The 14,802-nt window shown below is 29.2% G+C and carries 13 protein-coding genes; 3 read left to right on the plus strand and 10 right to left on the minus strand.

Features of this window, described 5'->3' with window-relative positions:
* Window positions 1-38 precede the first annotated feature (38 nt).
* Window positions 39-1,241: a tyrosine--tRNA ligase gene (gene tyrS, locus B4E95_RS06820; protein ID WP_291061629.1), complete on the minus strand. Its 1,203-nt coding sequence runs from the start codon at window positions 1,239-1,241 to the stop codon at window positions 39-41.
* A gap of 302 nt (window positions 1,242-1,543) precedes the next feature.
* On the opposite strand from tyrS, the gene ybaK reads away from it, so the two are divergent.
* Window positions 1,544-2,035, plus strand: coding sequence for a Cys-tRNA(Pro) deacylase (gene ybaK, locus B4E95_RS06825; protein WP_291061627.1), 492 nt, complete (start codon window positions 1,544-1,546; stop codon window positions 2,033-2,035).
* Between the two features lies 1 nt (window position 2,036).
* Here ybaK and B4E95_RS06830 read toward each other — a convergent pair whose 3' ends face one another.
* Window positions 2,037-3,158 (minus strand): redoxin family protein, encoded by a 1,122-nt coding sequence (locus B4E95_RS06830; RefSeq protein ID WP_291090830.1) that lies wholly within the window; start codon window positions 3,156-3,158, stop codon window positions 2,037-2,039.
* A gap of 180 nt (window positions 3,159-3,338) precedes the next feature.
* Here B4E95_RS06830 and B4E95_RS06835 point away from each other — a divergent pair, with 180 nt between their 5' ends.
* Window positions 3,339-4,109 (plus strand): hypothetical protein, encoded by a 771-nt coding sequence (locus B4E95_RS06835; RefSeq protein WP_286495190.1) that lies wholly within the window; start codon window positions 3,339-3,341, stop codon window positions 4,107-4,109.
* Between the two features lie 291 nt (window positions 4,110-4,400).
* Here B4E95_RS06835 and B4E95_RS06840 read toward each other — a convergent pair whose 3' ends face one another.
* From B4E95_RS06840 to B4E95_RS06850, 3 genes are all read right to left on the minus strand, one after another.
* A complete protein-coding gene (locus B4E95_RS06840; RefSeq protein WP_291090832.1) occupies window positions 4,401-4,739 on the minus strand; it encodes a cysteine-rich CWC family protein in 339 nt (112 codons plus the stop codon).
* Window positions 4,740-5,019: 280 nt separating this feature from the next.
* A complete protein-coding gene (brnQ, locus tag B4E95_RS06845; protein WP_291090834.1) occupies window positions 5,020-6,309 on the minus strand; it encodes a branched-chain amino acid transport system II carrier protein in 1,290 nt (429 codons plus the stop codon).
* Between the two features lie 681 nt (window positions 6,310-6,990).
* On the minus strand, window positions 6,991-7,710 hold the full coding sequence (locus B4E95_RS06850; protein WP_291072699.1) for a 3-ketoacyl-ACP reductase: 720 nt from the start codon (window positions 7,708-7,710) through the stop codon (window positions 6,991-6,993).
* Between the two features lie 146 nt (window positions 7,711-7,856).
* Here B4E95_RS06850 and B4E95_RS06855 point away from each other — a divergent pair, with 146 nt between their 5' ends.
* Window positions 7,857-8,126, plus strand: coding sequence for a DUF1294 domain-containing protein (locus B4E95_RS06855; RefSeq protein ID WP_291061615.1), 270 nt, complete (start codon window positions 7,857-7,859; stop codon window positions 8,124-8,126).
* Window positions 8,127-8,131: 5 nt separating this feature from the next.
* On the opposite strand, the gene arfB is transcribed toward B4E95_RS06855, so the two are convergent.
* The 5 genes from arfB to B4E95_RS06880 all read right to left on the minus strand — a co-directional run bounded on the left by arfB (window position 8,132) and on the right by B4E95_RS06880 (window position 14,735).
* The gene (gene arfB / locus B4E95_RS06860; protein ID WP_221856281.1) at window positions 8,132-8,524 is read right to left on the minus strand and encodes an alternative ribosome rescue aminoacyl-tRNA hydrolase ArfB; all 393 of its coding nucleotides are present in this window, start codon (window positions 8,522-8,524) and stop codon (window positions 8,132-8,134) included.
* On the minus strand, window positions 8,524-9,690 hold the full coding sequence (locus B4E95_RS06865) for an MFS transporter (RefSeq protein WP_291090836.1): 1,167 nt from the start codon (window positions 9,688-9,690) through the stop codon (window positions 8,524-8,526). The genes arfB and B4E95_RS06865 overlap by 1 nt, the downstream gene beginning before the upstream one ends.
* A 16-nt stretch (window positions 9,691-9,706) precedes the next feature.
* Window positions 9,707-10,660, minus strand: coding sequence for an aldo/keto reductase (locus B4E95_RS06870; RefSeq protein ID WP_291090838.1), 954 nt, complete (start codon window positions 10,658-10,660; stop codon window positions 9,707-9,709).
* A 261-nt stretch (window positions 10,661-10,921) separates the two neighbouring features.
* The gene (locus tag B4E95_RS06875; protein WP_291090840.1) at window positions 10,922-13,882 is read right to left on the minus strand and encodes a sensor histidine kinase; all 2,961 of its coding nucleotides are present in this window, start codon (window positions 13,880-13,882) and stop codon (window positions 10,922-10,924) included.
* 58 nt (window positions 13,883-13,940) lie between these two features.
* Window positions 13,941-14,735, minus strand: a complete 795-nt coding sequence (locus tag B4E95_RS06880) for a LytR/AlgR family response regulator transcription factor (RefSeq protein WP_291061605.1) — start codon at window positions 14,733-14,735, stop codon at window positions 13,941-13,943.
* Window positions 14,736-14,802 lie beyond the last annotated feature (67 nt).

Here is a 14,802-nt window from a genome sequence, read left to right on the forward strand (position 1 = left end):
AAAGCCTCTATTTTAGAGGCTTTTTTTCATTTTATTATCTACTTCAACTCGAAGAAATCTCTTTTTCCTATTTTAATTTTATTTTCGGTTTTTAATAAAAAATCACCAAAAGCATCCATGTTTTTCTCTCCATTAATTTGTACTGCACCGCTTTCTATCAAACGTCTGATTGCATTTCTCGACAAATCTTTCTTTAATTGATGACAAACATCTAATAATGTGATTTTATCATTCTCAAAGTTTAAAGAACTAATTTTAACAACTTCGAAAACTCTATTTTCATCATTTCTTTTCTGAAATTGATTGTTAAAAAATTCTTCTGCTTGTTCAGCTTCATTTACAGAATGGTATTGAATAATAATATTTTTTGCAACTAATTTCTTAATTAACATTGGATTATCTGTTTTTAATCGCTCATTCAAATTCATTTTTTCTTCAATAGAAAAATCCGTTGCCAACGCAATATATTCTTCTAATAAATCATCTGGAATAGACATCGTTTTCCCAAACATTTCATTTGGTTCGTCCGTCAAACCAATAATATTATTCAACGATTTACTCATCTTTTCTTTTCCATCGGTTCCTCTCAAAAGTGGCATACACATTACAATCTGAGCAACTTCTCCATTGCTTTCTTGCAATTGTCGTCCCATTGTACAATTAAATAATTGATCCGTTCCTCCCATTTCGATATCAGCACTTATCTGAACAGTATCGTATGCTTGTAAAATCGGGTAAACCAACTCATGCATTGCAATCGGCGTATTTTCGGTGAAGCGTTTATTAAAATCATTTCGATGCATCAGTTGTGCAACCGTAACTTTTGACAACAACTTAATAACATCCGTAAAAGGTAAATGATCTAACCAGTCTGAATTAAACACAATTTCAGCCTTATCCACATCAATAATTTTTGACAATTGATTAATGTAGGTTTCCGCATTGTTCTGAACTTGTTTTGCATTCAGCGGTTGACGACTTTTATTTTTTCCTGTTGGATCTCCAATCTGAGCTGTAAAACTCCCAACCAAAATAACTATTTGATGTCCCAAATCTTGAAATTCTTTCAATTTCTTCAATACAACGGCGTGACCAAGATGTAAATCTGGTGCGGTAGGATCAAAACCTAATTTGATTCGTAATGGTCTATTTTCTTTTTCAGCTAATTTTAATTTTTCTTCTAATCCATTTTCTGGTAAAAAAATAGCTACATTTTCCTTTAAACTTTTTAAATTTTCCATGATTTTTTTTAAATAAAAAAAGCCCGAGCAAAACTGCTCGGGCTTGTAGATTATGATTAAATTTTTGACATACAAAATTAATACGAAGTATACACATAGTCTACCCGAGCAAATATTGTACGATAATAAGTGCTAAAAAATGGTAAACGTAATATGTGTTGCAAAAACTTCATTCGTTGTGCAAAGGTAAGAATAGTTTTGAGAATAGAAATTTTCGTCCAAAAAATTATCCTAGTCAATAATTCTATAGAAAAATCCTTTATAAAAGTTTTTCGTAATAACTTTGTGTAAATTATTATAGAATGAGCAATAAAACTGCTAAAACAAATGCAGTACGAATTTTAAACACACACAATATTTCGTACGAATTGCGCGAATATGAAGTTGATGAAGAACATATTGATGCTTTGCATGTTGCAAATTCATTGAACGTAAATCCGGAAGGAATTTATAAAACTTTGGTTTTGAAAGGAAATATAGAACCATTTTTAGTTGCCGTAATTCCTGCGAACACACATCTTAATATGAAAAAATTTGCGAAAATTTCTGGTAATAAAAACTGCGAAATGCTTCCGTTGAAAGATTTACTCAATGTTACAGGTTATATTCGTGGCGGTTGCTCACCTATCGGAATGAAAAAGCAATTTCCTACTTACATAGAAGAACTGGCTGTTTTACAAGATCAGATTTGTATCAGTGCAGGAAAAAGAGGTTTACAAATTATTCTAAATCCCGAAGATTTAAAAAATTTGATTGAGGCTAAATTTGAAGATATTACACAATTTGATTCATAATTTATTTACTATTCAGAATGATTTTTTCTAAAATAGTTGGAAATTTTGCTTCATCTTCAAACGTCAAATCTTGATTTGCATACACAATAATTCCATTTTTATCAATCACATAAGTTGCTCTATTATTGTAACCTAAACGATTATAAGAATTATACATCAACGAAATTGCATAATTCTCATCATTCAAATACGTAATATTATTTGTTCGCAAAGCTGATTTCCATAATTCTAACAACGGATTTGTAGAACTAGAAACTGCGTAACTTTTTACATTTTGTAACAATGGATTATGATCGATTAATTGAATTTGAGCAGCACAAGTCATTGCTTCTTTCGTATCAATTGACGTAAAATCTGGTAAAATTTGTCCACTAAACGCCGCAGGATAAAACGTTAAAACTTTAAAAGTTGATTTATCATCCAAAAATTTATCTGTCGAATTAGTCTTATAATTCGGTCCATTCAAAATAAAATCTGGTGCTTTATCACCAACCTTCAAGGTTTTATTTTCTGTGATATTTACTTCTATGTTATCGATTTTAAACGTTCTTTTAATCAATCTTTCCAAAGGTTTCAGATGTTCGCCTTGCGCACGATAATCATTATCTCGCATCAAAATTTTATTGTTTTGATCCACTAGAAAAAGAATCGAACTTTCTACTAAAACATTGTTAGAATTTGACGTTGGAATCATACTCGAAATTGAATTTTGCTTAAAAGGTTTCAACCCAATTGCATTATAAATTTTTCCAACTTCATCATAAATTACCTTCGTTCCATCCAACTTATTTTGATTGGTTGTTTCATTAAAAACAAACGTTTGCTGCGGTTCTTTACTCCATTTATTATCTTCATTTACAATATAAATCACATCAATTTTTAGTGGATTTTGAGACGAAAATGCCAAATTCTTCACAAAATAATAGTTCAGCGAAGTTGTCATCATGCTCGCATACGGATTCGTTTTGTATAAACTTGGCGTAAATACAATAATTTTAAAGTTTGAAGATTGATTGATATTTTCAATTTTATTAATCGGAAACTGAGCGCCAACATTCAAATTTTGAGCTTTTGTAAAACAAAAACCACATATAATTAGTACTATCGAATAGATTCGTAACATAAAACGTTTATTTTAAATAAACTAATAAAAACTACCACAAGATAACTAAAATTCTACTTTCTCAAAAAAACTATTCATTAAATTCTCATTAGAATTGACGATTAACTTTTGAAATTATCAAGTTTTTTTTGCAGTAAATCAGTTACCTTTGTGTTGATTTTTAATTTAAAATTTACACAAATGGAATTCAATGTTAGCAATGCTTTGAAACAATTAAATAATGATTATTCAGAAGATAAGGCGTCAGAAATTATCGAAAATCTATTGTATAATTCAACTGATTTTTCTGATGAAGACCATGAAATAATCGATCAATTGGGTGATAAATTTCTACGAATTGCTGCACAAATTTTTGTGGAAGATTTGGCGTATGATTTCAATACTTTGGTGAATTATTGGGAAGCTTTTATTGGACAATTAACAGAAGAACAATCTCAAAACTTATTGAATTTCGCTATTGAACAAACAGATACAGAATTTGTAGAAGATTTTATTATTGGATACCGAAAATTTTATTCAAATCCCAAAGAAAGTATTACATTTTTCAATAAACTGAATGAAGACGAATTTTACGAAATTAAATTCTTCAAAGCACGTTGTTATGAGGTTTTAGGTGAAAATGAAAAAGCTGTGGAAGCTTATAATAGTTACTTAAATTCTGCACATTTCAAAAAAGAAGAAAATGCTGAACAAGCTGCTGTAAACGAGTTTTATATTAGTCATAGCATTGCGCCTTTGTTAGTGAGCATGAAAAAATATGATGAAGCCAAAACTTACTTTGATCGTGTTTTAGGAAATATCGATTTCGAAGATTATTTAGCTAATTTTGAAGGTTCTAATCAACAAGAAATCAAAAGTTTCTTAGAGGATTATGTAACAACTTTGGAAGAAACTGAAGATAAAACAACTGCTGAAAAAATTTCAAAAAAAATAATGCAATATTTTTCTTAGAATTACAACATTCGGAAATGTAGTATTGATTTTTTAGCAAATATTCATAAATAGGTAAATTTAATATTTTCTTAACATTAATATAAATTCTATCTATTTGAGTATAAAAAAATAAATATAAATTTATTTATCAAATTAAGAAATCTACCTACCTTTGTACCATAAATAATTTATTCATAGTTGTTAAGGATAATGAAGTTGATTTTCTGAAGAAGAATATCCTTAATCAAATAGAGTTTTTTTATAGTATTTTTAGGTTGGTTAGTGGTTCAATGTAAGTTGAACCATTTTTTATTTCTTATAACCATAAGCACAATGTCTGCAACCATTTTGGCAACATTTTCCTTTCTGATAATGGAAAAATTCTGTAAAAACCCAATACCCATTTTCGATATAATAATGTATATGAGGAACAAACTCCGAAGGCATTGTTGGATGTGGATATTCTTGATCTAATTCTACAAAATAATTCAGTTTTTCTATACAAGAATTACACAAACATTTGTAATGCGTTTTCTTCAAAAACTCTTTTATTTCGTCTTTTATAACAATTGTAGTACACGCACAATTCGCAATATCATCTACCTTACACTCCATTGTTTCGTTACAACGCGAACAATTTTCGATCATTTTTTATTAGATTATTTATTTCTATTCGTTTTTTAAATTACAAAAAATTCTTAAACTTTTCCTAAATCAATTCATTCAAATTCTCTACATATATGATTAATAAATAGATATAAATTAATTTTATCTGGACATAAAATAAATCTGTAATCAATAAGAAGTTTATTCCCAAAACTTTAAGAAATTTGTAAAAGAATAAGTAATAGACATTATTATTCTAATTAGTGTTTTTATAGTAGTTTTGATTGGTTAAAATCCTCGGAAAATTCTTCCGAGGATTTTTTTATTTTCTTAATCTATCAATCAATAAACCGATTACAAAACCGATAATCGATGGAGCAATCCAACCTAAATCGTATTCGAAAAATGGAATTTTATTCAGATTTTCTATTGTCGATTTATCTAATTCTACTAATGATTTTAATAATCCTAAAATCGCGATGATTGTAGACGCAGTTAAAGCAAAAATATATGGTGTTTTACTCTTAACAATATTACCAAACAACACTATATAAACAACTAACGTAATTGTAATTGGATAAACAAAAGCTAAAGGTATAATTGCGTAATTAATAATTTCGTCTACACCTTTTATCGATAAACCAAACGAAATTATCGTACATATAACCACTAAAACCGTATAACTTACTTTTCCGTTTGTTAAACGCCCAAAAAATGTACCTACCGCAGATGTTAATGCGATTGCTGTGGTAAGACAAGCAAATGCCATACATAATGCAATTGCCATTAACCCATAGTGACCTAATGTATTTCGAGAAATTTCGATTAACAATTCAGGTCGAGGAATTTTTGGATTTGTAATTCCTGAAGTTGCTCCTAAATAAATCAATCCACCATAAACAAATAACAAGCAAGTCGTAGACAATAAACCTGATACGATTACAATTTGAGATTTACTTTTTGTATCAGTATACCCTTTATCTCGCGCTGCAGCTATGATAATTCCAGCAAAAATAACAGAAGCCAAAACATCTAATGTTTGATAACCTTCTATAAAACCTTTCGAAAAAGATTGCATCATTGTTAAATCTGAAGGTAAGAAATCAGCGGTTGGGTATATAATTCCAATGACTATTAATAAGGTCAATAAAATCAATAATACTGGTGTTAAATAATTTCCAATAACGTCTACCACTTTTGAGGGACGAATCGCTAAAATAAGTGTTACTGCAAAAAATAGTAACGATCCCCACATCGGATCCAATGTTGGAAAAAATGGTTTTAATCCCACTTCGAATGTTGTTGCGGCAGTACGAGGAATCGCAATTAACGGTCCAATACAAATCATAATAATTGTACCTAAAATAGCCGCCAAATGTTTGTTCATACGATGTCCTAAATCATTAAAATTATCACCTGAAAAAACAACAGATAAAATACCAGTAAATGGCAATAAAATACCAGTTAATCCAAATGCAACCATCGCGACGAAATAACTTGAGCCCACTTCTAATCCAATCAAAGGAGGTAAAAGAAGATTTCCTGCGCCAAAAAACATCGCAAACAACGCAAATCCAAGCGTTAATACATTGGTTAACTTTTTACTTTTCATATATTTAAAAATTCTTTCTGTTTTAAAAAACGGTTCGCAAATTACTACAATTGCATTTTGAAGCCTTAAACTTAGTAGAATTATTCGATAATCACACACCCAATTTATAAATTCGACAGATTTGAATAACAATTTTTATATTTATCAAAAATTTAAACTCTATATATTATGAATGTTTTAATCATCGATATCATCAAATCTCAACTCATTTGAAATTTTATAAATAGTAATCTTTCGTTTTGTAAATGGATTTATAAATTTAACGCCATCTTTTGTCGATTTTCTGATCATAAAAAAGAAACCTCCAAACAGGCAAACATTAAAGTTACAATTCTTAAAGTGAATAATTTAATTTCTAAATTTTTCATTAAATGAGGTGTCTATATTCCTCTATAATTTACTTGAAGTTCGTCTTGTAGAATCAAAACATAAGCTATAAATGCAGAAATCATTTCCACTACCTAAACCCAAACATTAATTCATCCACTAATACTTATGTTTTTGGAGGTGCGTTATATCATTGATTTGATTTCCTTTAAACTTTCTAACTGATTATTTATGCTCATATTAAAAAGTGTTTTTAATTCAAAGTTGATATAAGAAATGATTCTGAAAAATGTTTTTTCAAAAAAATCCAATTTCATTTAGAAATTGGATTTTATAAATATGATTAATCAATTTTTAAGGATTTGTAGACCATAAAGATGCTGATGCCAACATTGCGCGCTTATCTAATTTTAATAAATCGACAATTAATTGAGCAAAATCTTCTGGTTGAAGCACTTTTTCTGGATTTCCGTCAGTGATTTTTAATACATCTTTTGACATTTCAGATGCAATTGTACTTGGAGTTAAGGTCGTTACACGAATGTTTTTCTTTCTTAATTCGAACATTAATGATTCTGATAAACCTATCAATCCCGCTTTTGATGCTGAATAAGCAGAAGTTACTGCGTTTCCTTTTAATCCCGCCGTTGACGAAACATTGATAATATCACCACTTCCTAACTCTACCATCGAAGGAATTACAGCTTTAGAAACATAATATGGTCCAAATAAATTGGTACGCACAATCTCTTCCCAATCATTTTCTGGCATTTCCAAAAAACTTCCGAAAGCCGCAATACCAGCATTATTAATCAAAATATCAAACGCTCCAAAATTCTCTATTAATCGTTCAAGTTGCATTTTCACTTCAACTTTTTCGGCTACATTAAAAATTGAATAATCTGCTTTTACTCCAAAACTTTTGATCTCTTCTACAGTTTCTTCTAATGTCTTTGTATTTCGTCCTGTCACAGCTACATTAACACCTTCTTTAGCCAATGCCAAAGCAACAGCTTTTCCTAAACCTCTACTACCTCCTGTGACTAAAGCATTTTTCCCTTTTAAATCTTGCATAATTATTTTATAATTAGAATTTTACAATTTATTTTTTGAAGATTTTTTATGATTTTGAAGTACAAAGATAAACAACATAGATTTCTAGGAAAAATATTTTTTATCTACTTAATTATAAGTATTTTTACTACTTAATCACACACTGAATGGATAAATATTTATTTTTTACTCTACTCCTTATCAACGTTCTCTCTTTTTTTTTATTTAAAATAGATAAAAAAAACTCAATTATTGGTAAAAGACGTGTATCTGAATTAGCACTTTGTTTTGTGACTTTGATTGGTGGAACAATTGGTTCTCTTATGTCAATGCAGATTTATCGTCATAAAACAAGAAAAAAGTCTTTTATTTTTAAAATAGTAATGATTATAGCAATACAATGTAGTATATTAATTTTTTTAGTTGATCGTATATAATTGTTCTAAAATTTAAACCTACGACCATCTTTTTTCTCAGCTTGTTGTTTCTTTTGATTCAATCTTTTTTGTTGAGAAGCTTTCGTAGGTTTGGTCTTTTTTCTAAACTTTGGAATAATCAATGCTTTTTCGACCAATTCTAACATTTTCTTTGTTGCAGATTCTTTATTGTCCAATTGAGAGCGAGATTCTTGCGAATTGATTTGTAAAAATCCTTCTGAATTAATCTTATTTTTTAGCTTTTCTGTGATTAATGCTTTTTCTTCATCAGAAAAAAATTGGGAATCTTCAACGTTCCATTTTGCTAAAACCATTGTTTCAACCTTGTTTACATTTTGCCCTCCTGCACCGCTACTTCTCGCTGTTTTATATGTTATTTCAGAAGAAAAATCTTTCATCACTTATTATTTTTTTTGAATAAAATATGAGATATCAAACAAATTAAAGTAAAAAAAACGCCAACAGCAACCACTCCATTCCATTGAAATTTATCCCACGCATTTGCAGCAATAAATGCTCCTAAAGATCCACCAATAAAATAACTCGTCATATAAACTGTATTCACTCGATTTCCTGCTTTGGCATCTAATCCAAAAATAATATTTTGATTAGAAACGTGCATTGCTTGTAAACCTAAATCGATCAAAATTACGCCAACAATTAACCCCCAATATGTATAACCAAACTCATAGAAAAATCCCCAAGAAATTAACATAATGAGAATGGAATAAAAGATTATTTTGGAGGTCGATAAAACTTTCGAAACTCTACCAACCAAAGCTGCTGCTAAAGCACCTACTGCACCAATTAAACCAAATGCTCCAGCGACATCGCTTCCAACAAAAAATGGTGCTTCTTCTAAATGAAAAACCAATGTTGTCCAAAATGCACTAAATGCTGCGAAACCAGTTGCACCACGAAAAGAAGCTAATCTTAATTGAGGTTGAGTTTTTACTAAATCTACAATCGATTTCATCAAAATACCATAAGTTCCTTTGAAATTTGGTTGTATTTCTGGTAAAAATATATAGATGAAAATCCATAATACAAAAATTAAAACTGCACCTATCAAATAAACTTCTCTCCATCCTAAATATTCTCCAATAAAGCCACTAAAAACGCGAGAAAGTAGAATACCAACAAGCAAACCACTCATAACCATTCCCACAGCTTGCGCTTTGTTTTGAGGTTCTGCTAATTCAGATGCCATTGGCACAAAAACTTGCGGAATAACTGAGGTAAAACCGATTAGAAAACTTAATGGAAAAAGCCAACTTACGGATGGTGCAAAATACATTCCCAAAAGAGCTACAATTACAAAAACAAAATCGATTAAAATCATTCGTTTTCGTTTCAATAAATCTCCTAAAGGAATAATAAACAACAATCCACAAGCGTATCCAATTTGTGTTAACATTGCAATATTAGAAACTTTACTTTCGGAAACATTAAAATCTTTAGCGATTAATGACAATAATGGCTGATTGTAATAATTATTTGCCACAACCAAACCGCTCCCAATAATCATTATCCATAAAATGATTGGAGTTAATTTGGGTTTCATTTGTAAATTTTCCATTCTAATATTCGCTTGCTTCGGTCAAAAGTTTAACATCATCATGAGATAATTGCACATTTACAGCTTCTACAAAAGCATCAAGATGTTGTTCCTTAGTTGCACTCGCAATGGGAGCTACAACAGTTTTCTGATCCATTAACCAAGCCAATGCAACTGCCGAATAAGAAATATTATATCGTGTAGAAATAGTTTGTAAAGCGTCCAAAATTTTGAATCCTCTTTCATTCAAATACTTTTTGATTCCATTACCGCGCAAACTTTGTTGTAAATCTTCTTCAGTTTTATATTTACCTGATAAAAATCCACTCGCTAAGCTGTAATAAGGAATAACAGCTAAATTGTATTTCTCTGCAACAGGCTGCAAAAATTCTTCAAAATGCTGACGATCATACAAGTTATATTCAGGCTGTAAAGTTTTATATTGTGGTAAATTATAAAGTTCTGATTTATCCAACGATTCAATCAATCGCTCCGAAGAAAAATTAGATGCACCAATATATCTCACTTTTCCTTCTTTTATCAATTGATTATAAGCGGATAAAGTTTCTTCTACAGGTGTATTTACATCATCATAATGAGTTTGATATAAGTCAATATAATCTGTTTGTAAACGGATAAGTGATTCTTCTACTTCTTTTAAGATATGAGCTTTTGTAGTATTTGGCTTATCTTGAATCATATTTCGTCCACCAACTTTCGTTGCCAAAACGATTTTATCTCTCACTCCTCTCGATTTTAACCAATTTCCGATTATTCGTTCAGACTCTGTTCCAACATTACCTTTCACCCAATACGAATAGTTATTCGCAGTGTCTATCGCATTAAATCCTCTGTCCAAAAATCCATCTAAAATTCGAAAAGATTCTTCTTCATTCAATGTCCAACCAAAAACATTTCCTCCGAAAAAAATTGGTTTTATCTCTAAATCTGTATTTCCTAATTGTACATTTTTCATGGGGATAAAGATAAAAAAAAGCTACTTTGCAGTAGCTTCTTGTTGTAAAATTTTTTGACTCACACGTCGAAAAATGTAACTTTTAAGATACTTTTATGGTGTCTTCATAGGTTTAGAAAACAAAGCATCAAAGTTTAATACTTAGTTTGAAATCGATACAACAAATATATATACTGAATAATATCTATCATTAAAATAGAGTTCAGATTTCGTTAATTCACGTTTCAGCAAGGTGAATTGTGAATTTATTCAGGTGAAATTTTAATCAACTTTCAAAATCATTCGAACTTTTGTTCCTTTTTCATGAAAATTTATAAAAATATTTTCTTCAATATTACGATTAAGCAATTGTAAACGCTCATTAACTATCTTAAGTGCTTTCGAATCGTGAGTTTTATTTTGCGTAATTTGTGTTGTATTTCCCTTTCCATTATCTTCAATGATTATTTCTAAATAATCAATTTTTACACGAATAATCAATTTGATAATCGGTTGTAAATGATTTTGATCAAATGCGTGAACAAAAGAATTTTCGATAATTGGTTGAATCAACATTGGAGGAATTTTGATGCGATAAATATCCAATTGACTATCAATTTGAACATCAAATTCTATTTTATTTTTCCATCTAAAATTCTCAACTTCAACATATAATTTCAAAAAATCAATTTCGTCTTTCAAACTAATTTCATCTTTTGTTGAAAGATTTAACATCTGACGAATCAAGTGAGAAAAACGTCCCAACGAATTTAACGCATTATCAATATCATTATCCAAAATATAAAACTGAATAGAATTCAGCACATTGAAAATAAAATGCGGATTCATTTGCGATTGTAAAGCTGTTAACTTCGTTTCGGTTAATTGCCGCTCTAATTGCAAACGTTGATTTTCTTGAGTATTTTTTTCATTTAATTGACTAATTTTTAATTGATTAAATTTATTTAACGTCTTGATTTTATTTGTATTATAACGATAAATAATCAATCCTAAAGTTAAGACTGACAACAAAATAAAATAAATATTCAAGTAAAAAGGTTCGTCAACATTCAACGAAACCAAATCAATAATTTGTTTTTGTCCATTGCTTGTATCCGTTATTTCTAATTGAACACGATATTTACCATATGGTATATTCCGCAAATAAATAGATGGGTTATAAAAATACTCGTTCCACTTTTCATCAGGATTTACACGATATCTGTACTTATAACTTTGAGCAAAATTAGCATCAACCACAGCAAAATTTAGTGTAATATTGTTCTCATTATTCTTTAAATTCAGATCCTTATCAATCAAATCAAACCACATAAATTTATCTATCCCAAAAGATTCATCATTAATTTTAAAACTTGTAATAATAATCTCTTTCGACTGATTTTTTTGCTTGAATAAATTCTCAAGATTTAACTTATAATATCCATTTTCAACACCAATTGTAGCCGTTTTTCCGTCAAAAATAGACGAATGTATATCCTTATTCACAAAACCTTGTTCATTGCCAATCATATATGTTTTATTATTATTGAAAACGAGTAAATTACGATTGGTTCCAATCAGAATTGAGTTCCCAAAAATGTCAATTGAACTGATATTTTCCCCGCCAATTTCACGAATATTGATTACTTTTTTTGTGATTAATTCATCTCCTTTTACCTCTAAAATATAGACTTTTGCAAATTCTGTTGCAACCAACAACTGATTATCTCCAACGCATTTTATCATTTTAATTTTAGATTCATTAAACTGATTATTTTGCAAATAAGAAATAAAATTTCCATTTTCATACTTGAATAAACCATCCAAAGAAGAACCAAAAAATACAGCTTTTTTATTTTGACAAATCGAAACAACATCTTTCGGAACATTGGCTTGTGCAGCTGAATATGAATGATATTTTAGATTATTCAAATCATCAAAAACCAAAATTCCTCCAAAAGGATTTGTCTGAATAAATTGATTATTAAAATATGTAAATTGACTTGTTCGATTAGGTAAATAATCTTTGAATTCTCCATTAAAATCTAACTCGAAAAGTCCCAGATTAGTTGCTATAATGAACGAATTATAACGAATAATCATTTTATAAAAACGAAGATTTTTTTCTTTCAAATCAAAATCAATTTCATAAAAATCTTTATTTGATTGACTTAAAAAATCTTTGAATTTTGACTTATTTCGAAGCATATATTGATAAAAAGCATCTCTCTTTATCTGTTTATTAAATACGTTGTTCTCCTGAAAATAAAGACCTTCTGACGTTAAAAAATATTGTGTATTTTCAACTTTTAAAATTTCAATGACTTTTTTATTATCAATCGTAGAAAAATCTAAAAAATGATTAAAATGAACTTCAAAAAGCCCTTTATCAGCGCTTCCAACATAAATTAAATCATTCGTTTTACTACTAAAAACTCGATAAGGATAATCCGAAGTAATTTTAAAATTCTCTGTTTGATCTGTTATTTTACTATTCTTTAATTCCGCAACCATCCCATTTCCTGCTCCCGTTTCGTAACCTGCTAATAAAAAAGAATGACGTTTATCTGAAATGTTGTGATTTCTAAAAACTGGAAAATCATACGTTTTAAAATTCAATTTTTTATTCAAAAAATCGTTTATCGGAATAACATTAAGACCTTTAGACGATGACAAATACAAATCATTATTATACAAAAAACTATAATTAATTCGATTGAAAGGATTGACCAACTTCAACTTATCACGATGAACTTCATAAACACCATGATCGATTGTTGCAACATAAACTTTATTTTGATATTCGAAAAAAGACACCGCTTCGAACACAATATTGTTATTTTTTTCGAAAGAAGGATTGTAAATTTTCTTTGATTTTGTATCAATAATCGAAACGCCTCCTTGCGCTGCAACATATATTAAATCATCTAAATAAAATAAATTTCGAACGCGATCCGAAACCAACCCTTTCGCTGTATTAATTTGTTCAAAACGTTGACCTGTAAATTTCAATATTCCTTCTCCATAACTTCCAAACCAAACATTATGCTCTCTATCTTCTATTATTGTCCAAACATTATTGTATTGTACTTTCTCGAAGCGTTTCATCATTTTGAAATTATCCATGTCTTTCACAAACACGCCAAAACGAGTTCCAACCCATAAAATTTTTCGAGAATCTTTATAGACACTCAAAATCTCATTGGCAGGCAAACCATTTTCGTACGTGTATTGTTTTGTCAAAACATATTGCGCAGAAAGTTGATGAGAGCAAAGAAATAAAAGAAGTAAAAAAATGAAGTTACGCAACCACATTCGATAAAATTTTATACCCCAATGAAGTCACAGGCAGATTTGATTCGCCGTCTTTTGGATGACAATTAAGAATCAATAAATTGTTTCGTTTATCAAATTTTTTAGCAAAATTAATATTGACTAAGTATGATCTATTTACACGGAAAAAATTGGTTTGATCAATCAAATTTTCTACTTCTTTTAGCGTTTTAGTTACCATGTACACATCTTTTTCAGTAAAAATTGTACAATAACTATCATCCGCTTTGCAGTAAATAATATCTTCAATTTTCAGTACCAAAACCTCTGTTATAGATGGAATAAAAATAATTCCATGTTCATTTTTGAAAACATCTTTCAGATTATCTGTTTCTACCTCATCTTCAAAATCATCTGCAATATTGATAATCTCTTTCGTTTTTTGTGTTTGATTTTGACGTTCTACAAAACGATTCAATAATACTTTAAGGTCAGAAATTGAAATAGGTTTCATCAAATAACCTAAACATCCCCATTGATTTACTGCTTCTAAAATATAATCTGAATGAGCTGTTGTAAAAATGACATCAAACGTAATATCATCAAAATAATCAAATAATTTAAACCCAAATTCCTCTGGCATCTGAATATCCAAAAAAACGATATCTGGTTGATTTTCCTTAATTTTTTCAACGCCTTCTTTTACAGAATTCGCAGTATCAATGGAAACAAAAAAATCAGGCAAAGCATGTTGAATAATTTTCTTTAACCCTTGTTGAGCAAAGTGTTCATCGTCTATAATAAAAGCTTTGTAATGATTCATTTTGAATTTAATTTGTTACAAATATAAACTAAAAAAGGATGCTCCGTAGAACATCCTTTGATTATGA

It is taken from the genome of Empedobacter sp. UBA7494, from assembly GCF_002478465.1.
GTDB lineage: Bacteria > Bacteroidota > Bacteroidia > Flavobacteriales > Weeksellaceae > Empedobacter > Empedobacter falsenii_B.

Coding starts and splice junctions, on each gene's coding strand:
- tyrS (WP_291061629.1), bottom strand. CDS start 1,241: ATGGAAAATTTAAAAAGTTTAAAGGAAAATGTAGCTATTTTTTTACCA.
- ybaK (WP_291061627.1), top strand. CDS start 1,544: ATGAGCAATAAAACTGCTAAAACAAATGCAGTACGAATTTTAAACACA.
- B4E95_RS06830 (WP_291090830.1), bottom strand. CDS start 3,158: ATGTTACGAATCTATTCGATAGTACTAATTATATGTGGTTTTTGTTTT.
- B4E95_RS06835 (WP_286495190.1), top strand. CDS start 3,339: ATGGAATTCAATGTTAGCAATGCTTTGAAACAATTAAATAATGATTAT.
- B4E95_RS06840 (WP_291090832.1), bottom strand. CDS start 4,739: ATGATCGAAAATTGTTCGCGTTGTAACGAAACAATGGAGTGTAAGGTA.
- brnQ (WP_291090834.1), bottom strand. CDS start 6,309: ATGAAAAGTAAAAAGTTAACCAATGTATTAACGCTTGGATTTGCGTTG.
- B4E95_RS06850 (WP_291072699.1), bottom strand. CDS start 7,710: ATGCAAGATTTAAAAGGGAAAAATGCTTTAGTCACAGGAGGTAGTAGA.
- B4E95_RS06855 (WP_291061615.1), top strand. CDS start 7,857: ATGGATAAATATTTATTTTTTACTCTACTCCTTATCAACGTTCTCTCT.
- arfB (WP_221856281.1), bottom strand. CDS start 8,524: ATGAAAGATTTTTCTTCTGAAATAACATATAAAACAGCGAGAAGTAGC.
- B4E95_RS06865 (WP_291090836.1), bottom strand. CDS start 9,690: ATGAAACCCAAATTAACTCCAATCATTTTATGGATAATGATTATTGGG.
- B4E95_RS06870 (WP_291090838.1), bottom strand. CDS start 10,660: ATGAAAAATGTACAATTAGGAAATACAGATTTAGAGATAAAACCAATT.
- B4E95_RS06880 (WP_291061605.1), bottom strand. CDS start 14,735: ATGAATCATTACAAAGCTTTTATTATAGACGATGAACACTTTGCTCAA.